Raw genomic sequence first — 20,805 nt, 5'->3', positions numbered from 1 at the left:
AGGGGAAATATGAGGCTGACCATATGCCTTCGGCAGGAGCTGTTAAAGAGTATTTGAGGCGCAATTACCCTGATTTTAAAGAATCTCAAATAGAAGCTCTTTCCAAAGATGTCGCTTCTATCGTTATTCCAAAAGAAATACATAGAAAAGTTAGTGAAACTTTTGGTGGACGCAATAAATCTGAACAAATCAAGGCTGATGCTCAAGATTTACGAGCAGCGGTGGATCGAAACTTAGATGCCATCAAGCCAGCACTGAAAGAGCATGGTGCAACAGATCAGCAGATCGAAGTTGCGCGCGAGAAAATGCATAAAATTAATGACAGCATGGGGCTATACAAATGACCGTGAATATAGAGGCGCTGATACGTAGCCTTGGAAATAGTTATCAGGAAATATTTGATTCTGGTCTAATTCCTTATAAAACTAAGCCCACAGGTGCTTCTGGGGATCCTGTTATTTGCCTTGATATGGTGAAAGAAGGTGTTTTCTTGGCGTTTGATAGAAATGTTCAAAAACTAAAGGAAGTAACTATATATATTCAAAGGGATATTAAAGGATGGTCGTTTCCTAATATTTTGCCTCCGCCATTACAGAAGAGTATGTCTAGGCAGTGGATGCACGATGTCTATGGCAAACCTGAACGCAGTATTGAGCCTAGAGTTGTTATGAAAAGAACATTTGGGTGGGTTGAGCTGTTTACAGTTGAAGGTTTTCATATTCCTGTAAGTATGCAGGTTAATTATGACTTAATGGAAATGGTGATGGAGGTTGCATTTTTACCAACATCAGAATTACGCTGGTAGGTTTGCTTTGGTGCTCCAGTGGCGTGATAAGGCTGGAGCACCAGCTAAAAATTTTTGTACTGGCAATCAGCGGTCACGATAGCAACGCGAGTTCGCATGCTTGTTCTCTGTATCCACATAATCTACATCGAAAAAAGCGACTAAGAATTATCAAAGTCGCAAATTTCAAGCGGTTAACACTGATATACAACTTCAGGCTACATGAAGTATGTTACTCAGTTACATAACCCTAGGGCTTTGCTGGGTGAACGTGCGGTGACCTGGGCGCTGGCGGGGGCGAAAAAGTGATACTAACGCACCCACTAAGGAAACGCTCAGCACCACGAGGTTGAATAAGACAAATCCCACCATCAGTAGGGTGACCATCGTCACGGCGGAGATAATCGACGTCGCCTGACGCATTCTGTCGGAGATCCCCATCTGACGAGATTTTAATGAAAGATACATTTTCCAGTATTGCATCTGAGCCTGTAGGGCGCTGCGCATACGCTGGGTGCGAGTTTGTGAATAATTGTTTGACATAGATATTGACTCCTAATGACTCGCTAACGGGATTACCCTTAACGTCAACCCGCTGGGTATTTCATGAAATTTAGACTAAAGAGAATTCTTTCAAAACCCCAGCACATTTAGCCTACTTTACGTGGCTGACAAATCCTGACAGCAAGAATAGTCTGTAGTTATTAAGTAATTCTTAACGTCTAAATACGGTTGGGCTACGCTGAGATATCACGCTGATTCCGCTACTATGATGTGACGCCGTCACTTATCTATGGGGCTAATTAGAATGAAGAAAAACCCTTATTACGATCCAAGTAAAGCACACCATACGCCAGAAGGTTTTACCAACCTTGAACCCTTGGTACACAGGAAAGAGGATTTAAAGCGCTGGCAAAAAGAGCGTAGAGAAAAGCATTTACCCCTAAAACCGCAGCAGGGTTACAGCGGGTTTATTGAGCGCTGGTGGCAGCCTGTCGATCTTGCGCAGCAGCAAGACGGAGTCTGGTGGCTGGGGCATGCCAGTATGCTGGTCAAAATGAGCGGCAAATTTATTCTGATAGACCCGGTATTTTCCAAACGCGTCTCGCCGCTGACTTTTTATGGCCCTGAACGTAAAACGCCGCTGCCTATTAATATTGAGCAACTCCCAGCCATCGAGATTTTGCTGATTTCCCATGACCACTATGATCACCTTGATAGACAGACGGTGCTTGCGCTGCTGAAACGCAATCCAAATATGGTTTGCATCGTTCCATTAGGGCTAAAACGTTGGTTCACCCGCTGCGGCGCGATATACATCCATGAATTAGATTGGTGGGAGCAGTACGGTTTAGGCGACGTGACATTCCATTTTGTCCCTGCGCGCCACTGGAGCATCAGAACGCCGATGGATCGCAACCGTAGCCTGTGGGGTGGTTGGGTGCTGAGTGATGCTCATCACCGTTTCTATTTTGCGGGTGACAGCGGCTATACCCCAAGACTGAAAGAAATCGGCGATCGTCTAGGGCCTTTCTCACTGGCTGCGTTGCCGTTGGGGGCCTATGATCCGCGTTGGTTTATGCATCCTCAGCATATGGATCCCGCGGATGCCGTTCGCTTATTTGGTGAATTACGCTGTCAGCGCGCTTTCGGGATGCACTGGGGCGTTTTTGAATTGGCCGATGAGGCGTTGGATGATCCGCCAGACTGCTTGCAAAAGGAAACGCAACGCCAAGGCATTGGGGAAAAAACGTTTACCGCTGAGAAAATAGGCTCGTTTATTCCCTTTTCGGTAGGATAAAAAAGTATAGAGCTCGGACATTCTAAGGTTTTCGTGTATAATGCCGCGTTAAAATTCAATTAACCTTTTGAATTTCAGATACATCCACAATACCCCACGACGCCTGTGAAGGCGACATTAGAGGTTGCTCAATGAGCGAAAAGTTACAGAAAGTTCTTGCCAATGCTGGTCATGGTTCACGCCGTGAAATCGAAGCCATGATTAAAGAAGGCCGTGTCAGCGTTGATGGTAAATTAGCAACGCTTGGTGACCGTGTTGAGGTTACTCCGGCGATGAAAATTCGTGTTGACGGACGCGTTGTCTCTATCCGTGAATCCACCGAATCTGTTTGCCGCGTTTTGGCTTATTACAAGCCAGAAGGCGAATTGTGTACCCGTCGCGATCCAGAAGGTCGCCCAACGGTGTTTGATCGTCTGCCGAAGCTGCGCGGTTCTCGCTGGATCGCGGTAGGCCGTTTGGATATCAATACGTCAGGTTTATTGTTGTTCACCACCGATGGTGAACTGGCAAACCGTTTGATGCATCCAAGCCGTGAAGTTGAACGCGAATATGCGGTCCGTGTTTTTGGTCAGGTTGACGATGAAAAAATTCGCCAACTGAGCCGTGGCGTGCAGTTGGAAGATGGTCCTGCGTCATTCAAAACCATCAGTTTCCAAGGTGGCGAAGGGATTAACCAATGGTACAACGTGACGTTGACAGAAGGGCGTAACCGTGAAGTTCGCCGTCTGTGGGAAGCCGTTGGCGTTCAGGTTAGCCGTTTGATCCGCGTACGTTATGGTGATTTACCTCTGCCTAAAGGTTTGCCTCGCGGCGGCTGGGCGGAGCTGCCACTGAACGATATCAACTATCTGCGTGAATTGGTTGAATTGGATGCCGAAACGGTGAGCAAATTGCCAGTCGAGCGTGAGCGTCGTCGCATGAAAGCCAACCAGATCCGCCGCGCAGTTAAGCGTCATGGTCAGGGGGGGAGCGCGGCTGCGGCTGCACCTAACCGCCGTTCTGGTTCTGCTAATAAAGGAACTTCCTCAACCCGAGGTTCCGCTGCCAATAAAGGCACAGCAAACAAGAGTGCTAAGCGCGGCTAATTACAGCGTTTAGTCTTTTGATGTCATCGAAACCGCAGCGTTGATTCGCTGCGGTTTTTTTATATCTGGCATCTGTCTAGAGACTGGTATTAATATAGATGACAATCAGAGAGTTAATACTCACGGTTTTGCTTTCGACTACATGGACTGACTCGCAACAATGAAACTATTTCTCGCCACATTGCAGTTTATGACCCGCATCCCCGTCCCAGCTCGCTGGACAGATAATCTAGATATGAATGATTACGCCAAGGGCGTGGTGTATTTCCCATTTGTGGGGCTGATCGTAGGGCTGCTGAGTGCGCTGGCCTTTGCAGTGATTTTACCGGTATATGGCCCTTTACTGGCGGCGGTGGCGGCCGTGTTGGCAACTACGCTGGTGACAGGGGCATTTCATCTCGACGGTTTAGCGGATACCTGTGACGGCATTTTCTCTGCGCGTCCACGTGAGCGTATCCTTGAGATCATGCGCGATAGTCGCATTGGTTCAAACGGCGCGCTGGCGCTAATCTTTGTGATTGTGGCTCGTATATTGATTATCTATCAGCTCACGCAAACGGGGCATAACGTCTATACCTTGCTGGTGGCCGCCCCGGCGCTGAGCCGTGCCTTACTGCCGGTTTTAATGTATCAGCAGAAGTATGCGCGCGAAAATGGGATGGGAAATCTGTATATCGGTAAAATTGGTGGGCAACACTATGTTATTGCGTTGGTCATTGGTTTACTGATGACGCTAGGGTTTGCTAACTGGCACGGCGGACTCGCGGCGATCATCACCTATTTGTTTGCCTTACTCTATCGTGGCTTTATCAATAAGCGCATTGGTGGACAGACAGGGGATACCCTCGGTGCAGGCAATGAGCTATTTGGCTTAATATTCCTGTTCGCCGTGATCTAATTGTTAATGGGATTACACTGAGTCTAAGGAGCAGTGATGGAGCTATATCTGGTACGTCATGGTCAGACTCAGGCTAATCTTGATGGAGTTTACTGCGGCAGTAGCGATCTTGCGCTAACCTCGTTGGGCGAACAGCAGGCTAAAGCCGTTGCGACTCAGTTGGCTTCACTGTCATTTGATGCCGTCTATACCAGTCGTTTACAACGCACTCAGCAAACTGCGCGCCATATCCTCGGCGCCGATGCTGAGTTCGTGCCGCATGCCGGTCTTGATGAGATGGCATTTGGTGAGTGGGAACTACGTCATCATCGAGAGTTGCAGGAAAAAGACGCAGAAAACTATGCGGCTTGGTGCGCCGACTGGCAACGAACCGTTCCGCCGGGGGGCGAGGGGTTTCGTGATTTCTCTGCACGCGTACGCCATGCGCTGACGGAGATTCAGCAACGACATGCAACGCAGCGGGTGCTGATCGTCGCCCATCAAGGCGTGTTATCGCTGATCTGTACTCAGTTGCTGCAACTTGAAGCGCGCGCAATGTGGCATTTTCGTATTGAACAGGGCTGCCATAGTCGTGTTGATTATCGCGACGGTTTTAGCGTGATCTATTGTTTAAACAATAGCGGTAAGGCATCGAGCTAAAGAACCCAATAGATAATCGATACAGAAAGGAGGCCGCAGGTGACGGCCTCTTTCAACCGGTTTACCAGTCGATTCCTTTCTGTGCTTTTATTCCAGACTCAAACGCGTGTTTTACCGGACGGACTTCACTGACCGTATCGGCAAGCTCTTCCAGCTCGCGGTGACAGCCTCTGCCGGTAATAATCACGGATTGATGCGCAGGGCGCTGCTTTAACGCCGTCAGCACCTCTTCTAGCTCGATATAACCGTAGCTGACCATATAGGTCAGCTCATCCATGACCACCAAATCTAGCGTTTCATCCTTGAGCATTCGCTTTCCGTGCTCCCATACAGCCACGGCAGCCGCGGTATCGGTTTCTTTGTTTTGTGTTTCCCAAGTAAAACCGGTAGCCATCACTTGAAACTCAACGCCGTGAGGTTCCAGTAAATTACGTTCGCCGTTTTCCCATGTACCTTTAATAAACTGAATAACGCCAGCGCGATGGCCGTGTCCTACCGCACGTGCCACGGTGCCAAACGCCGCTGTGCTTTTGCCTTTGCCGTTGCCGGTGAAAATCATCACGATACCGCGAGTTTCTTGTGCGGCGGCAATGCGGGCATCCACTTTTTCTTTAATACGCTGTTGTCGCTGCTGGTGACGATCTTCAGACATGTTATCTCCTAACCCACTAATGTATGGCGATGCTGTGGTTTTAAAGTCAAAAAGGGTACGGCGAATAGGTTATTCGGCAGGCCCCGGTTTTCGTCCCGGCTGGGCATCAAAACTCATACCGGTTTTGCGGCGGCTATCATCGCCCATAAGATAGAGATAGAGCGGCATAATATCTGCAGGCGTTTTTAACTTTTGTGGATCTTCATCTGGGAACGCCGAAGCGCGCATTCCGGTTCGGGTACCGCCTGGATTAATGCAGTTTACCCGTAGATGGGTATTTTTATATTCGTCAGCCAAAACCTGCATCATGCCTTCGGTAGCAAATTTTGAGATAGCGTAAGCTCCCCATCCCGCACGTCCGGTTCTGCCAACGCTTGAGCTGGTGAAAATCAGTGACCCGGACGGCGATTTCAACAGCAAAGGCAACACGGCCTGAGTAAGCAGGAGTGAAGCATTCACATTGACCTGCATCACATCGCAGAACTCTTGATAATCTTGCTCTGCCAGCGGATTAATGGTGCCTAGCAAACCGGCATTATTGAGTACGCCATCTAGGTGCGGATAGGCCGCAGCGAGCTCTGCGCCAAGTTTTTGGTAATCTGCGGGCGCGGCGGTTAATAGATCAAGTTCTACGGTCGCAGCCGGCGCTAAACCGAGCTGGTGGATCTCCTGCTGAACTGCCTGCAGCTTACTCAACGTTCTGCCCAATAAGATGAGTTGAGCCCCATGACGGGCATAGGTGAGCGCCGCTTCTCGGCCAATCCCATCACCTGCGCCGGTAACGAGAATAATACGATTGTGTAAAAGTTCAGGCTGGGGCTGATAGTGCATATTGTAATTCCTCACTCCGCGCCATATTTGGGTGTAAATTGTTTATTTACTGTAACGAATCTGCGACGATCTTGGACTATTGTAAGGCGTATGGTCAATGGTATTGTTCCTAGAGCAAGCATTACGTGCTGAATTTACAGGGTGTTTACGTTCAAGGTACTTGAAAATGGCGCACCTGCCAGTATGTTACATACTGAAAAAGCGTATTGCGGCTTAAGAGAATTTATCCCTTATCAAGATCAGCAATGCGGATGGTTTAGTTTTAGTACTCAAACAAGGCGGTGAATGTGGAATGGTTATCCTTGTATGGCCTATTTTTGGCGAAGGTGATGACCTTTGTGATCGCAATCGGTGCGCTGATAGTGTTGTTTGTCAGCCTGCGACATAAAAAGGGAGCGAGCCGCGGTGAGTTGCAGCTAACAGACTTGGGTGAGCAGTATCGCGATATGCAGCGTAGCATGCAGGAAGCGCGGATGGACGATAGCTCGCTGAAAGCATGGTACAAGTTGCAGAAAAAGCAGGATAAAGAAAAAGCCAAACAGCGCAAGGCAGAAGCTAAGCAGGGGATTGCTGCGAAAGAAAAACCTTGTCTTTATGTGCTCGATTTCAAAGGTAGTATGGATGCTCATGAAGTGAGTTCTTTGCGCGAAGAGATCAGCGCAGTCCTTGCGGTGGCTAAACAGGGCGATGAAGTATTATTGCGTCTTGAAAGCCCCGGCGGCGTCGTGCATGGCTATGGTTTAGCAGCATCCCAATTGCAGCGCCTGCGCCAAGCAGGGGTTAGACTGACCGTCGCCGTAGACAAAGTCGCGGCTAGCGGCGGTTATATGATGGCGTGCGTTGCCGATCGCATCGTGGCTGCGCCTTTTGCCATCATTGGATCAATTGGCGTCGTGGCACAAATCCCAAACTTCAATCGCTGGCTGAAGAAAAATGATATCGATGTTGAACTGCATACCGCGGGCGAGTTTAAGCGCACACTCACGCTGTTAGGCGAAAACACCGAGCAGGGACGGGAGAAATTCCGCGAAGAGTTGAATGAAACGCACGAGCTGTTTAAATCATTTGTTAGCCAACAGCGTCCTTCTCTGGATATTGATTCGGTAGCCACGGGCGAGCACTGGTATGGCATTCAAGCCAAAGATAAAGGTCTGGTGGATTCCGTTGGTACCAGCGATGATTTGCTGATTGCCGAGATGGAAAATCATGATGTGATCGGGGTGCGTTATACCCGTCGCAAACGCATGATGGATCGCTTTACCAATAGCGCAGCAGAGAGTGCCGACCGTCTTATGCTCCGCTGGTGGCAGCGCAGTCAACGTCACGATATGTGATTTTCAATGCGATAAATCAAGAAATAAAAATGCCCCTTTGTATGGGGCATTTTTTTGAAAAAATATCCGGAATGATTAATTAATCTTCTAAATGATATTTTTCTGATAATACGTGTGCGAGGTGTTTAAACATATTAAACACGGCCGTTGTTTTGCGAGTTGGAATTCCATCCTCATCGAGGAAAAACTCACCACGGAATACTAACACGTCGCCTTTTTGCTCGACTTCGGTCGCTTCCATACCCTGCATATAATCTTCGTGCTCTTTAATGATTTGGTTTGCTTCAGCCAGTAGAGCTTCACGTTTGATTGGGGTTGTTTCACCGAACATTTTTCGTTCTCCAACAAATGACGTTGTCTATTAATAAACCTGCCTAATATAGTACTGCGGACATGAGGGGTATCGCAAATTATCACCGCATTTTGATCTCTGTTTTGGCTGATAATTGGTAAAAAGCTCCATTCCGTGCTAATTAAGTTGCGTGATGTTCTCAATCGGGTAGAGTGAGGGCTTTTCTAGCCTTTGGCGGAGCGAATCATCGTTATGTTGAATAAAAGTTCCGCATGTCAGAGGGTTGCGAAATTGCTCATCCTATTTTAAGGGATGCAAATTGCAGCGGTGTTGAGCAGTTAAGCGCGATTTTTGAAAAAATGGCTTGATCTCAGCGCGGTCTGCCGCAATATAAAAAAGAATTTTATCAATCGCTACGGTAACGGCGAACAAAGGCTTCTGGAGACAGAAGGATTCATTCAGGTAAAGGTAATTATGGGTAAAGCTCTCGTAATAGTTGAGTCCCCGGCAAAAGCCAAAACGATAAATAAGTATCTGGGTAACGACTACGTGGTTAAATCCAGCGTTGGTCATATCCGCGATTTGCCGACTAGTGGTTCAGCCAGTAAAAAGGGCGCAGCCTCCGCCGAAAATAAAGCGAAGCCTAAAGTTAAAAAAAATGAGCGCGAAGCGCTGGTTAATCGTATGGGCGTTGATCCTTATCACGGATGGAAAGCGCACTACGAAATACTTCCAGGTAAAGAAAAGGTTGTTGCTGAGTTAAAAACATTGGCGGAAAAAGCCGACCATATCTATCTCGCAACCGACCTTGACCGCGAAGGGGAAGCCATCGCGTGGCATTTGCGTGAGGTGATTGGCGGTGACGAAAGTCGCTATAGCCGCGTGGTATTTAACGAAATCACTAAGAACGCGATCCAACAGGCATTTAATAAGCCGGGTGAGCTGAATATCGACCGCGTTAATGCGCAGCAGGCGCGTCGCTTTATGGACCGTGTTGTAGGCTACATGGTTTCTCCACTGCTGTGGAAGAAAATCGCACGTGGCTTGTCTGCAGGGCGAGTGCAGTCGGTAGCGGTTCGTTTAGTGGTCGATCGTGAACGTGAAATCAAAGCGTTTGTTCCTGAAGAGTATTGGGAACTGCGTGCTGACTTGAACGATAAGAATGCCGTTGCCTTGCAGATGCAGGTGACTCATCACAACGATAAGCCATTCAAACCGGTCAACGGTGAGCAGACTCAAACCGCAGTCAAGGCACTGGAAAATGCGCGTTATACGGTGTTGGATCGTGAAGATAAACCGACCAGCAGCAAGCCTTCTGCGCCGTTTATCACTTCTACGCTGCAGCAGGCCGCCAGTACGCGTCTGGGCTTCGGCGTGAAGAAAACGATGATGATGGCTCAGCGTCTGTATGAAGCGGGTCATATCACCTATATGCGTACCGACTCGACAAATCTGAGTCAGGATGCGGTGAACATGGTTCGCGAGTATATCGGGGAAAACTTCGGCGAGAAGTATATGCCGAAAGAGCCGAATACCTACGCCAGTAAAGACAACTCTCAGGAAGCGCATGAAGCCATTCGTCCGTCGGATGTGAACGTGCTGTCTGAGCAGTTAAAAGATATGGAAGCTGATGCGCAGAAGTTGTATCAGCTGATTTGGCGCCAGTTTGTTTCTTGCCAGATGACGCCTGCAAAATATGATTCCACCACGATTTCAGTGAAAGCGGGTGATTATACGCTGAAGGCAAAAGGGCGTACTTTGCGCTTTGACGGTTGGACTAAAGTTCTTCCGCAGTTGCGTAAAGGTGATGAAGATCGCACGCTGCCGTTCGTGGAAGTTGGCAGTGATTTAACGCTGCAACAGCTGCTGCCAAGCCAACATTTTACCAAGCCGCCAGCGCGTTTTAGCGAAGCGTCTTTGGTTAAAGAGTTGGAAAAGCGTGGTATTGGACGTCCATCAACCTATGCGGCGATTATTTCAACCATTCAGGATCGTGGCTACGTGCGTGTTGATAACCGTCGTTTCTACGCTGAGAAAATGGGTGAGATTGTCACCGATCGTTTGGAAGAGAACTTCCGCGAGTTGATGAACTACGATTTCACCGCTCATATGGAAGATGGACTGGATCAGGTCGCAAACGCGAAAGAAGACTGGAAAAACGTGCTAGACGGTTTCTTCCAAGATTTTAGTAAGCAGCTTTCCGTGGCTGAAAAAGATCCCGAAGACGGCGGTATGCGTCCGAATCAAATGGTTCTGACCAGCATTGCCTGTCCGACCTGTGGACGTCAGATGGGGATTCGCACGGCAAGTACCGGTGTGTTCCTCGGCTGTTCCGGCTATGCGCTGCCGCCGAAAGAGCGTTGCAAGACCACCATCAATCTCGTTCCTGAGGCTGAAGTGCTGAACGTGTTGGAAGGCGATGATGCCGAGACCAACGCACTACGCGCCAAGCGCCGCTGTGCGAAGTGTGGCACGGCGATGGATAGCTACCTCATTGACAACCAGCGTAAGCTGCATGTCTGCGGTAACAATCCGGCCTGCGACGGCTACGAGATTGAAGAGGGCGAGTTCCGCATCAAGGGCTATGACGGCCCGATCGTTGAGTGCGAAAAATGTGGTTCTGAGATGCACCTGAAAATGGGGCGTTTTGGTAAGTACATGGCTTGTACCAACGACGAGTGCAAGAACACCCGTAAAATCTTGCGTAACGGCGATGTCGCACCACCGAAGGAAGATCCGGTTCCATTGCCAGAACTTCCGTGTGAAAAGTCTGACGCTTACTTTGTTTTGCGCGATGGCGCTGCTGGGGTATTTTTAGCGGCAAATACTTTCCCTAAATCGCGTGAAACTCGTGCGCCATTGGTGGAAGAATTGGCTCGTTTTAAAGATCGCTTGCCTGAAAAGTTAAGCTATCTTGCAGATGCACCGCAAAAAGATCCTGAAGGTAATAAGACGATGGTGCGTTTCAGTCGTAAGACGAAACAGCAATATGTCTCTTCAGAGAAAGATGGAAAGGCGACGGGCTGGACCGCATTTTTCGTTGACGGAAAATGGGTCGAAACTAAGAAATAAGCTGTCGATTTTTTCCATGAAATCGCTTCAAAACCGGTCAGAATGCTGACCGGTTTTTTTATGCCAAAACATCGAAGCAAGCACAGAATAGACTGCGAATAAATGAATAAAAATTCAATTTTTGGTTTTGCCAATGTCTCTCTATCCTGCGGACGGCGAGCGACCTAAATGTAAGACTATTTTAATAGATTCCATAAATAATTCGTTATGATCTTGTTACCAGACCTATACAGATCGACGCAAAATGATATAGTGGTTATATAAAAGCAATTTAAATGATTGTTGAGTTATTAACATTGCGGTCAATGTAGGGTAAAACGGGTTTAAATCGGCACAGAAAGCCCTTGGCTGAAGTGTTGGGCTATTTGCCAAGGTGCCCCTATCCAGACTGCCATCGCGTCAAGTTTTAACCTAGGATGGTAATTAACCATGAAATTGCAGCAGCTTCGTTACATTGTGGAAGTTGTGAACCACAATCTGAATGTGTCTTCGACAGCAGAAGGTCTATACACCTCCCAGCCAGGCATTAGTAAGCAAGTCCGCATGTTGGAAGATGAACTGGGCATCCAGATTTTTTCTCGTAGCGGAAAGCATCTGACTCAGGTTACTCCTGCGGGGCAGGAGATTATCCGTATTGCGCGTGAAGTGCTGTCCAAGGTGGATGCAATTAAAGCTGTAGCCGGTGAACATACCTATCCTGATAAAGGTTCGCTGTATGTGGCGACGACGCACACACAGGCGCGCTATGCATTACCGCCGGTGATTAAAGGATTTATTGAGCGTTACCCGCGCGTTTCCCTGCATATGCATCAAGGCTCTCCCACGCAGATTGCTGAAGCGGTTTCCAAGGGCAATGCTGATTTCGCTATCGCGACAGAAGCGCTGCATCTTTATGATGATTTGATCATGCTGCCTTGCTATCACTGGAATCGTGCAGTGGTTGTGAAGCCCGATCATCCGTTAGCAGGCAAAACCTCGATTACCATCGAAGAGTTGGCAGAATACCCGATAGTCACTTATACATTTGGTTTTACAGGTCGTTCTGAATTGGATACTGCATTTAACCGCGCGGGTTTGACGCCTAAGATTGTTTTCACTGCGACCGATGCCGATGTGATTAAAACCTACGTGCGCTTAGGGTTAGGCGTTGGGGTCATTGCGAATATGGCTGTCGACCCTGTGCAGGATCCCGATTTAGTGACCGTGGATACCAGCGATATCTTTACCTATAGCACGACGAAGATTGGATTCCGCCGTAGTACTTTCTTGCGCAGCTATATGTATGATTTCATCCAGCGTTTTGCGCCACATTTAACGCGAGACGTTGTGGATACCGCAGTGGCGCTGCGCTCTAATGAAGAGATTGAAGCGATGTTTAAAGATATTAAGCTGCCGATAAAATAAGAGATTTCTGATTAAAAAAGGAGCCAAAGGCTCCTTTTTTTATAGAGGCTTATTTAAAGAAAATTCTTAATTAGAATTGCCAACGCATCCATGTGAATAAAACATTTCCGTTATTGTAAGTTCCAGGAATATATGTCGTTTGCACAGAAAAACGATTGTATTCAATAGAAACCAAAGGTAAAACAATAGGTATCGGAATATAGGAATAATCATCACGGGCGGTGATACTCGCGGTGTAACCTGCGCCGAAACGCCAGCCATCACGATCGCCCGGTATCCACATCCATTCAAAGCCGTAGCCTACAATGGGCTCTATTTTGTTATGAGAGTCTTTAAATGCCATGGCGTAGAGAGAGTGCCAGTTGTCGTTTTCATCATAACGGTAAACGCCAAAGCCCGCGCCCCATGGGCGTTCGTTGTATCTGTCTGTTTTCTCTTTGTCATACATGGCGCGGTTATGCCAAGTGTTAAGAGGCACGTAAAGCTCGTAATTGTCTGCATCCCAAGTTTGCTTTACTTGGTCGGTGAATGTCCCCCAAAAACCTTTACTTTGTGATGATGGTGCGGGGGAGGACTGTGTTTTATTTGTTGTCGATGGTTCCTCAGCCAAAACGGCAAAGGATGCCAATAGAGATAGACAACCGATATAAGCACGGCCTGATTTTACTAGATTCATTATTATTCTCAGCGACATCAGTTATTAACTGGAAAGAACTGTACAGAGAGGCGCGATAAGAAGTTTACGCGATAGCGTCGATTTTATAATTGTTTAAAAATTATATCACAAGATTACAGATTTTATTGAATGAACGATAAACGATATTAAATTACAGAATTTCCCTAATAGCGATAAAAGAGGAATGAGTCTCTCACTGACAGAAGGGGCTTTTGGTAGCTTAATGGTATTATCTGCTGCGGTGTAAAGAAAAAACTTTGACTACAGGATGTTAGCAAGTTAACTAATTCCTCTTATCGCTTCGAAGACGTGAAGTAAGAGGTTAAATAGGCTGAATTGAGAGATAAAAGGTTATATCAGCCGCGTGATACGGATAAAAATGTAACAATTTTTTAGCAAAATCTGCTTTTGCTAGAGTGGTAAGTTGTCCGTCTTCACATTATGCGAAACATATTCCATTTAAGTACTTATTATTAGTTATTTTCATCGTTAGAACAGGTGACTCCTCCGTCAGAATAGCGTAAAAAGGTAGTGACGGAGGAGATGGAGAACGGCATAAATCGGTGCACAAACAAGCGTTTTCATGCAGCAGAAAATTCTGCGAGTGGCAACTCTTTTTGGCACAAATTAGCTTAGTTTTCCGCCGACCGTTTTATTTCTGTGCGACGTGTCGTTCACTGGATAAAAATGGCTTGCCATTGAATACGTAGTGTGTGATAACGCATCTGGGTAAAACGAGGTACAGTTCTGTATATGTGTGGCATTTTCAGTAAAGAAGTTCTGAGTAAAGACCATAGCGTTGACTACCACTTCTCTGCCGATTCTTATCTTAGTGCCTCAAGCAGTAACGACTCTAGTTTGTCTATCTAACGCCCTAGGGCGGTTTAAACAATCCAAAGGAAATACTCAAGATGGCTAAGATCAAAGGTCAAGTAAAGTGGTTCAACGAAGCTAAAGGTTTCGGTTTCATCACCCCGGCTGACGGTAGCAAAGACGTGTTCGTACACTTCTCTGCAATCCAGGGTAACGGTTTCAAAACTCTGGCTGAAGGTCAGCACGTTGAGTTTGAAATCCAAGATGGCCAGAAAGGCCCATCTGCAGTTAACGTAACTGCAATCTAAGACAGCGTCAGCTGTTAAAAACCCGCTTTATGCGGGTTTTTTTATGCCTAAAATCTAACAAAACACGATTAGGGCAAGATGATCAGGCCCGAGTATTGATTGCGCCCCTTAATCCCTGGATGTTCAGGTTCTTTTTCTCTGCGGTGTGCGTTACGGCGAAAACTGGTGTAACGAAAATAGTTTTTCGCTTCGGGCTGGTGCTCAGGTGTACAAATTGTGCACTCAGATTGATCCTCGACGTTCGCGAATCCCAGCCCGTTCAGTTTGGCTTGCGCAATAGACACTAGATCCAAATGACGAAAGCGGGGTGAAATCAGCGAGGGTTCATAAGGTAATACCTGCTGGAATCGTTCCACTAAAGGCTCGTCTACCTCATAACAGCATGTGCCCGCGCTGGGTCCAATTGCCGCTACCCAGTTTGCCACATCATCGTCTTGTGCAATACGCGCCGCAACCTGCTCTAAAACGCCGTCTAATAGCCCACGCCAGCCTGCATGAGCAACGGCGATGGCAGAGCCATCTTTGTGGCTGAAAATCACAGGCAGACAGTCTGCGGTGAGAATCGTCAGCAATATGCCGGGCTCTCGCGTATAGAGCGCATCGCACTCTCCGCATTGTTGAGCAGGAGTGACAACGTCCACGACTCGAATACCGTGCACTTGTTTTTTCTCTGGCATCGAAGCGCGAAACGGTGCTAAAGCGCTCGGCATCAGCGCTGTTTTATGCCCAAACCCGTATCGGATGGCAGCGATGCCCTCTAACCGTGGATTCTCCATAGGTGTCCTTAACACATGGGTAAAATGTTGTGCTCTCAGCTTAGGGATAAATCGCCGTAGAGGAAAGAGGCGTTGAGGCAATTACGCAGGATGACAATGGCTGACTCGGTTGCATCCCAGACTGGCGTTATTTAGACTGTTGCGCTTTAACGTTCGTACGCGGGAAATCTCATGCCTTATCAGTGTCCTCTTTGCCAGCAGCAGCTGGAAAAAAACGATCATCAATGGCGTTGTGCCAATAATCACCAGTTTGATTGTGCGAAAGAGGGATACGTGAATTTGATGCCCGTTCAGTTCAAGCATTCCAAACAGCCCGGTGATAGTGCGGAAATGATGCAGGCACGACGTGCGTTTCTCGATCAAAACTATTATCAGCCTTTACGCAACGCCGTGTGTGCTGCTCTTGATGCTCATATGCCCGCTCAGACGCGTCGGATTCTGGATATCGGGTGCGGAGAGGGGTACTACACCGCTGAAGTTGCCAAGCAGTTCAATCAGCGGGATATAGACGTCTATGGGTTGGATATCGCGAAGGTGGCGATCCGCTATGCGGCTAAGCGCTATCCAACGGTGTCTTTCTGCGTAGCCTCAAGTCATCGACTGCCGTATGCCGACGCATCAATGGACGCCGTTGTTCGCATATATGCACCATGTAAGGCTGAAGAGCTTGCTCGGGTGATCGCACCGGAGGGCATATTAGTGACAGTGTCACCTGCACCGCGTCATTTATACCAGTTGAAAGCGCAGGTTTATGACAGCGTGCAATTGCATGAGGAAAACGTGGAAGAGTTTGCGGGGTTTACGCTGATAGACGATCGGCAGCTGTCCTACACCATGCAATTACCGGGTGAACAAGCGGCGAATCTGTTGCAGATGACGCCCTTTGCATGGAGAGCAACGCCGGGTGTTGCTGCTAGATTGAAAAACTACGCTGAGTTTGATTGCGAAACCGATTTTGCGATTCGAGTATATCAACGTCACTAGATGTTAAATTGATAAAAAAGCCCGCGTATCGCGGGCTTACACATCAGATAATCAGAAAAACGGACCAATATGCTCGTACAGGATGGTGAAGCCAATCCCGATCAGTACTACGCCACCTAAAATCTCAGCGCGTTTCCCTAGCAGCGGCCCAATAAATCGTCCAATCATCATACCGAGCGTTGCCATAATCATGGTGGCCAACCCAATGGCCATGGCGGTATGCAAAATATTGACCTGTAAGAAAGCAAGACCAACGCCAATTGCCATGGCATCTAAACTGGTGGCAATCGCAGTCGTTACCAGTAGCCAAAAACCATGGCGTCTAACGGGCTCAGCGTCTTCGTCCTGATTACCTTTCCATCCTTCATAAACCATACGGCTGCCCAGTACAAAGAGCAGGGTGAAAGCGACCCAGTGGTCCCATTCTATAATGAATTGGCTTGCGAGCAAACCGATGCCCCAGCCAATCAACGGTGTAATGGCTTCGACAACGCCAAAGATTAGGCCTGTGCGGATGGCTTCACGGAAACGAGGTTTATGCAGGGCGGCACCTTTACCAATTGACGCAGCGAAAGCGTCCATGGACATGCCAAAAGCGAGGATAACGGTTGCAGATAAATTCATGACAATAACTCGGCCGGGTGCTCCATATACACGTAACCCACCCCCAACCTTACGACGGAGTTACGTGTCTATGGTCTCGCCTGTCCGCACGTGTTTATAAAACAGGTGGGCTGCTCGCACCACGTTCTAAGCTAAGAACGAGTATGTTGACACGAGCGCGTTCTAAGGCTGAATACTGTTCAGACAGAACGCCGGCTACTCCCCAAATTGACGGCAGCGATCATACTCTATTTTGATTGCGAATAACAACGTCATATTTTTTACGGGAAATCAATGCTAATGATAATTATTATTATATACGGAAGGGGAGGAGAAAAAATGCGGTTGGAGCTGAGGTGAAATTCGGTGCAATTAACTATTTAAATGCACCGAACTAATATAAACAGCGAAAGGATAGATTATTTATGTTCAACAAAAAATTTCAAAATCTGCTCTAAGTCATCCATTTTTGCCACTTGAATCAACAGTCTACGCTTTTCTAAATCGATAACCAGATAGCCATCTTCTGACATGTTCATATTTTTTATCCGGCTGTATAAAATAAACACGTTGCCATAATAAAAGCCGGAGTCTTTAAATAGAATCTTTGGCCAGCGAATATAAAAAACGTAAATGGCAATAATAGCGAGCGTAAAGAGTAACCAGGTTGTGAAGTTAGAACCATTATTGGTGATATTTTGATAGGCGAGGATGGCTAATAATCCAACAAATATTCCACTATCGGCTTTATTACGGCGCTTTAAATTAACCTGTAATAGCGTTTTCCCGTTACGCTTCGGCATGATGAATTCATCATAGATAGCATAGAGCAGGAATAGCAGGATAAAAGCCAGCAGTGCGATATCAGTTAAAGACATGGATACTCCAGATACAAAATAAAAAAGCCGGATAGGGCGAACCCTATCCGGCTATTCCAGCGATTACAGACCGAGCAGACCGATCCAGTAACCGAAGATACCGATGAAGAAGAAGCCGATAATGATCCACAGTGCGTTGACTTTCTTACGCAGCAGCCACATACAGCCGAAGGTCAGCAGCAGTGGGATCAGGCCAGGCATCAATTGATCCAGAATAGTCTGGACAGTCGTTACCGTGGTATGACCGGTTTGGTCGGTGATGCGGGAGACGACAAGCGGAATGTTCACGTGCGTCCACTTGTTAACCAAGGCCCCCATAACAAACAGACCTAGGATCGATGCCCCCTCCGTCAGTTTCTGCAGGAAGCCGCCGCCCATATCGCCAACGATATCGACACCTTTCTTATAGCCGTAAGCAACGCCATAGTAACGAACCAGCAGACGAACCAGGTTGAACAGTACGAAGAACAGTACTGGACCCAGCAGGCTGCCGGTCATCGCAATACCCGCGCCTAACGCAGCGAATACAGGACGTACGGTACCCCAGAAAATTGGGTCACCCACACCGGCTAACGGACCCATCAGACCAACTTTGATACCGTTGATGGCACCATCGTCAATCGGAGCGCCGTTGGCACGCTGTTCTTCCATTGCCGCGGTTACGCCCAAAATTGGTGCCGCAACGTATGGATGGGTGTTAAAGAATTCTAGATGACGCTTAATGGCCTGCTTGCGCTCATCTGTGTTCTCTGGATACAGGCGACGGATAACCGGCACCATGGAAAAACAGAAACCCAGCGCTTGCATACGTTCAAAGTTCCATGAACCTTGAAACAGGTTAGAGCGCAGGAATACGCCGCGCAGATCGCCTGCGGTGAGTTTCGTTTCAGTTTTTGGAGTTGCAACTGATGATGTTGTATCAACCATTTCTCTCACCCTTTCCTAGTCTAATTCGTTATCAAGGTCGTTATTACCGGCAGCAACCTGTACAACTTGAGATTTGTTGTATTTAGGGCTGAGCTGGATGTAAAGAATTGCCATCATCAGACCCAGAACACCCAATGCAACCAAGTTGAAGTTGGTGAACGCAGCGGTAACGAAACCTAAATAGAAGAAAGGCATCAGGTAGCCAGCACGCATCATGTTGATAACCATCGCATAACCAACAACGACGATCATACCACCCGCGATAGCCAGACCAGAGGTCACGACTTCAGGGATAGCATCCAACATAGTGTGAACAGCATCAGTACCTACGGAGATAGCAACAACTACCGCAGGGATAGCAATACGCATCGCTTGCAGAATTAACGCAGAGCAGTGCAGTACGCTAATCGCACGCAGGTCGCCACGCTCAGCCGCGCCATCTGCCGCGTGCTGGAAGCCCACGGTGATAGTACGAACGATGATGGTCAGAACCTGGCCCGCAGCCGCCAGTGGAATAGCCAGTGCGATACCCGCACCTACGCTTTGTCCGCCAGCGATAACCAGAATGGTGGAGATGATGGAGGCGAGCGCCGCATCGGGAGCAACTGCTGCACCGATGTTCATCCAACCCAGAGCGATCATTTCCAGAGTACCACCGATGATAATACCGGTTTTCATGTCACCCAGAACGATACCGATCAGGGTACAAGCAACCAGCGGGCGGTGGAACTGGAATTCATCAAGGATGGAGCCCATCCCTGCAATACACGCAACAATAAATATCAGTACAATCTGAAGAGTTGTAATCTCCATTGCACTTCTCCTCTAACCAAAGAGCTGAGTTTAAAAACACGAATCGGCAAATGCGCGATTCAGCGTTAGTTCATTTTATTGATTAATTCCATCATCTTCAGACGACTATCGCTGGAAACTTTACGGACTTCCAATTCAATGCCGCGTGCATCCAATTTTTTGAACGCTTCGATGTCTTTTTCGTCTACGGATACTGCGTTGGTGATCTGGTTTTTACCTTGACGGAAAGCCATACCACCGATGTTTACAGACGTGATGTTCACGCCATTTTCAACTAAACGAACCACGTCGGTTGGGTTAGTGAAAAGCAGCATGACACGGTCGCGACCGTAAGCCGGGTTGTTATAAACACGGATCATTTTCTCGACGTCAACCACGTGAGCGGTAACGCCTGGAGGAGCAACCTGCTTAAGCAGGGTAGAGCGCACATGGTCGGCAGCAACTTCATCGCTCACCACAATGATGCGGCTTACGTTAGTTTCTTTCGTCCAGCGAGTAGCAACTTGTCCATGGATTAGACGGTCATCGATACGAGCCAGGCCGATCTTCATGTGGTCTTCAGGACTCATTGGAGCCTGAGGTGCTTTCGGCGCAGCCGGTTTAGGCTGTGGCTTGGCAGGTTCAGGTTCTTTAGCACGCAGGGCGCGAACGCCTTCACGGCCAGTTTCCAGCGCTAATGCAACCAACTCGTCAAAGCTAGGGTCGTCGTCACGAGCCATAAAGGTTTCGACCAGCATTGGAACGTTAACGCCGGTGATAACTTCATAGTTCTCTTTGTCCGTCACAATGCGGCTAGCCGCGTTGAAAGGACTTCCACCCCAAGTATCAACCAAGAAAATGACGCCTTTACTGGTATCCAGATGGGTCAGTCTCTCGTTGTACTTTTCAATCAACGTTTCAGCATTTTCACCGGGAACGAAATCGATGTAGGCCACGTTACTTTGTTCGCCTAGCAGCATTTCTGCGGTTTTGAGCAATTGCTCAGCCGCTGCCCCGTGAGTGCCGATGATAATAGCAATACTCACTCGCTACCTCCTCTCTACTTGCTATCATGCTTTTACGGTGCGAAATAACTCACTTTTTCAGCATGGAATTAAGTCAAAAAACCGTTTGTAGGTACGTCCTTGTGGAGTAACTGCTCGCCAAATAATTCTTGGATCTCACTGATGAATGCTAAGTCTCTTAAGTATCAATCAGTTAGCTTCATGAATCGATTCAGGCGATTAATCCTAAAT

22 protein-coding genes, 1 pseudogene and 1 riboswitch are annotated in these 20,805 nt (G+C 47.8%); of the genes and pseudogenes, 12 read left to right on the top strand and 11 right to left on the bottom strand.

Annotated features, from left to right (window positions below):
* Positions 1–344: pseudogene (locus HMPREF3091_RS17965) on the top strand (S-type Pyocin domain-containing protein); the annotation flags it as partial.
* A complete protein-coding gene (locus tag HMPREF3091_RS17960; protein WP_061059993.1) occupies positions 341–805 on the top strand; it encodes a DUF6392 family protein in 465 nt (154 codons plus the stop codon). The pseudogene HMPREF3091_RS17965 and the gene HMPREF3091_RS17960, both read left to right, overlap by 4 nt.
* Positions 806–1,024: 219 nt before the next feature.
* Here the strand turns inward: HMPREF3091_RS17960 and HMPREF3091_RS17955 are convergent, their stop codons facing one another.
* The gene (locus HMPREF3091_RS17955; protein ID WP_070717662.1) at positions 1,025–1,327 is read right to left on the bottom strand and encodes a hypothetical protein; all 303 of its coding nucleotides are present in this window, start codon (positions 1,325–1,327) and stop codon (positions 1,025–1,027) included.
* Between the two features lie 265 nt (positions 1,328–1,592).
* On the opposite strand from HMPREF3091_RS17955, the gene HMPREF3091_RS17950 reads away from it, so the two are divergent.
* The 4 genes from HMPREF3091_RS17950 (at position 1,593) to HMPREF3091_RS17935 (ending at position 5,207) form a co-directional block, all read left to right on the top strand.
* The gene (locus HMPREF3091_RS17950; RefSeq protein ID WP_246840017.1) at positions 1,593–2,585 is read left to right on the top strand and encodes an MBL fold metallo-hydrolase; all 993 of its coding nucleotides are present in this window, start codon (positions 1,593–1,595) and stop codon (positions 2,583–2,585) included.
* Between the two features lie 131 nt (positions 2,586–2,716).
* Positions 2,717–3,670, top strand: a complete 954-nt coding sequence (rluB, locus tag HMPREF3091_RS17945) for a 23S rRNA pseudouridine(2605) synthase RluB (RefSeq protein WP_004094862.1) — start codon at positions 2,717–2,719, stop codon at positions 3,668–3,670.
* A 160-nt stretch (positions 3,671–3,830) separates the two neighbouring features.
* On the top strand, positions 3,831–4,568 hold the full coding sequence (gene cobS / locus HMPREF3091_RS17940; protein WP_004094863.1) for an adenosylcobinamide-GDP ribazoletransferase: 738 nt from the start codon (positions 3,831–3,833) through the stop codon (positions 4,566–4,568).
* 36 nt (positions 4,569–4,604) lie between these two features.
* The gene (locus tag HMPREF3091_RS17935; protein WP_070717657.1) at positions 4,605–5,207 is read left to right on the top strand and encodes an adenosylcobalamin/alpha-ribazole phosphatase; all 603 of its coding nucleotides are present in this window, start codon (positions 4,605–4,607) and stop codon (positions 5,205–5,207) included.
* Between the two features lie 61 nt (positions 5,208–5,268).
* Here the strand turns inward: HMPREF3091_RS17935 and cobO are convergent, their stop codons facing one another.
* Both cobO and HMPREF3091_RS17925 read right to left on the bottom strand, forming a co-directional pair.
* The gene (gene cobO, locus HMPREF3091_RS17930) at positions 5,269–5,859 is read right to left on the bottom strand and encodes a cob(I)yrinic acid a,c-diamide adenosyltransferase (RefSeq protein WP_070717655.1); all 591 of its coding nucleotides are present in this window, start codon (positions 5,857–5,859) and stop codon (positions 5,269–5,271) included.
* A 69-nt stretch (positions 5,860–5,928) separates the two neighbouring features.
* Positions 5,929–6,690, bottom strand: a complete 762-nt coding sequence (locus HMPREF3091_RS17925; RefSeq protein WP_070717652.1) for a YciK family oxidoreductase — start codon at positions 6,688–6,690, stop codon at positions 5,929–5,931.
* Positions 6,691–6,977: 287 nt separating this feature from the next.
* On the opposite strand from HMPREF3091_RS17925, the gene sohB reads away from it, so the two are divergent.
* Positions 6,978–8,024 carry a protease SohB gene (gene sohB, locus HMPREF3091_RS17920; protein WP_070717650.1) on the top strand — a complete coding sequence of 349 codons (1,047 nt, stop codon included), beginning with the start codon at positions 6,978–6,980 and terminating at the stop codon, positions 8,022–8,024.
* Positions 8,025–8,103: 79 nt separating this feature from the next.
* Here sohB and HMPREF3091_RS17915 read toward each other — a convergent pair whose 3' ends face one another.
* Entirely contained in the window at positions 8,104–8,355 is a 252-nt protein-coding gene (locus HMPREF3091_RS17915) for a YciN family protein (RefSeq protein WP_004094879.1), read from the bottom strand.
* Positions 8,356–8,790: 435 nt separating this feature from the next.
* Here HMPREF3091_RS17915 and topA point away from each other — a divergent pair, with 435 nt between their 5' ends.
* The gene (gene topA / locus HMPREF3091_RS17910) at positions 8,791–11,388 is read left to right on the top strand and encodes a type I DNA topoisomerase (RefSeq protein ID WP_070717694.1); all 2,598 of its coding nucleotides are present in this window, start codon (positions 8,791–8,793) and stop codon (positions 11,386–11,388) included.
* A 429-nt stretch (positions 11,389–11,817) separates the two neighbouring features.
* A complete protein-coding gene (cysB, locus tag HMPREF3091_RS17905; protein ID WP_004094881.1) occupies positions 11,818–12,792 on the top strand; it encodes an HTH-type transcriptional regulator CysB in 975 nt (324 codons plus the stop codon).
* A 70-nt stretch (positions 12,793–12,862) separates the two neighbouring features.
* Here cysB and pagP read toward each other — a convergent pair whose 3' ends face one another.
* On the bottom strand, positions 12,863–13,468 hold the full coding sequence (gene pagP, locus HMPREF3091_RS17900) for a lipid IV(A) palmitoyltransferase PagP (RefSeq protein ID WP_118937448.1): 606 nt from the start codon (positions 13,466–13,468) through the stop codon (positions 12,863–12,865).
* Positions 13,469–14,221: 753 nt separating this feature from the next.
* On the opposite strand from pagP, the gene HMPREF3091_RS22310 reads away from it, so the two are divergent.
* Both HMPREF3091_RS22310 and cspE read left to right on the top strand, forming a co-directional pair.
* Positions 14,222–14,338, top strand: coding sequence for a DUF2627 domain-containing protein (locus tag HMPREF3091_RS22310; protein ID WP_071603098.1), 117 nt, complete (start codon positions 14,222–14,224; stop codon positions 14,336–14,338).
* A 41-nt stretch (positions 14,339–14,379) separates the two neighbouring features.
* Complete coding sequence (gene cspE / locus HMPREF3091_RS17895; protein WP_004094893.1) at positions 14,380–14,589, top strand: transcription antiterminator/RNA stability regulator CspE; 210 nt, start codon at positions 14,380–14,382, stop codon at positions 14,587–14,589.
* Positions 14,590–14,657: 68 nt separating this feature from the next.
* On the opposite strand, the gene HMPREF3091_RS17890 is transcribed toward cspE, so the two are convergent.
* Positions 14,658–15,365 (bottom strand): purine nucleoside phosphorylase YfiH/LACC1 family protein, encoded by a 708-nt coding sequence (locus HMPREF3091_RS17890; protein WP_070717647.1) that lies wholly within the window; start codon positions 15,363–15,365, stop codon positions 14,658–14,660.
* Positions 15,366–15,536: 171 nt separating this feature from the next.
* On the opposite strand from HMPREF3091_RS17890, the gene rlmA reads away from it, so the two are divergent.
* On the top strand, positions 15,537–16,349 hold the full coding sequence (gene rlmA / locus HMPREF3091_RS17885; protein ID WP_070717645.1) for a 23S rRNA (guanine(745)-N(1))-methyltransferase: 813 nt from the start codon (positions 15,537–15,539) through the stop codon (positions 16,347–16,349).
* Between the two features lie 51 nt (positions 16,350–16,400).
* Here rlmA and mntP read toward each other — a convergent pair whose 3' ends face one another.
* The 5 genes from mntP to manX form a co-directional block, all read right to left on the bottom strand.
* Positions 16,401–16,973 carry a manganese efflux pump MntP gene (mntP, locus tag HMPREF3091_RS17880; RefSeq protein ID WP_070717644.1) on the bottom strand — a complete coding sequence of 191 codons (573 nt, stop codon included), beginning with the start codon at positions 16,971–16,973 and terminating at the stop codon, positions 16,401–16,403.
* An 8-nt stretch (positions 16,974–16,981) separates the two neighbouring features.
* Positions 16,982–17,191: riboswitch (yybP-ykoY riboswitch) on the bottom strand.
* 180 nt (positions 17,192–17,371) lie between these two features.
* The gene (locus tag HMPREF3091_RS17875; RefSeq protein WP_004094900.1) at positions 17,372–17,830 is read right to left on the bottom strand and encodes a DUF986 family protein; all 459 of its coding nucleotides are present in this window, start codon (positions 17,828–17,830) and stop codon (positions 17,372–17,374) included.
* 63 nt (positions 17,831–17,893) lie between these two features.
* Positions 17,894–18,757: a PTS mannose transporter subunit IID gene (locus tag HMPREF3091_RS17870; protein WP_004094906.1), complete on the bottom strand. Its 864-nt coding sequence runs from the start codon at positions 18,755–18,757 to the stop codon at positions 17,894–17,896.
* Between the two features lie 15 nt (positions 18,758–18,772).
* A complete protein-coding gene (locus tag HMPREF3091_RS17865; protein ID WP_070717643.1) occupies positions 18,773–19,570 on the bottom strand; it encodes a PTS mannose/fructose/sorbose transporter subunit IIC in 798 nt (265 codons plus the stop codon).
* 65 nt (positions 19,571–19,635) lie between these two features.
* Positions 19,636–20,595 (bottom strand): PTS mannose transporter subunit IIAB, encoded by a 960-nt coding sequence (gene manX / locus HMPREF3091_RS17860; protein ID WP_004094912.1) that lies wholly within the window; start codon positions 20,593–20,595, stop codon positions 19,636–19,638.
* Positions 20,596–20,805 lie beyond the last annotated feature (210 nt).

Origin of the sequence: Hafnia sp. HMSC23F03 (assembly GCF_001816025.1) — a bacterium.
Lineage (GTDB): Bacteria > Pseudomonadota > Gammaproteobacteria > Enterobacterales > Enterobacteriaceae > Hafnia > Hafnia paralvei.
The sequence above is the reverse complement of the archived record's forward strand: the minus strand, read 5'-3'. Positions and strand labels throughout refer to the sequence as shown.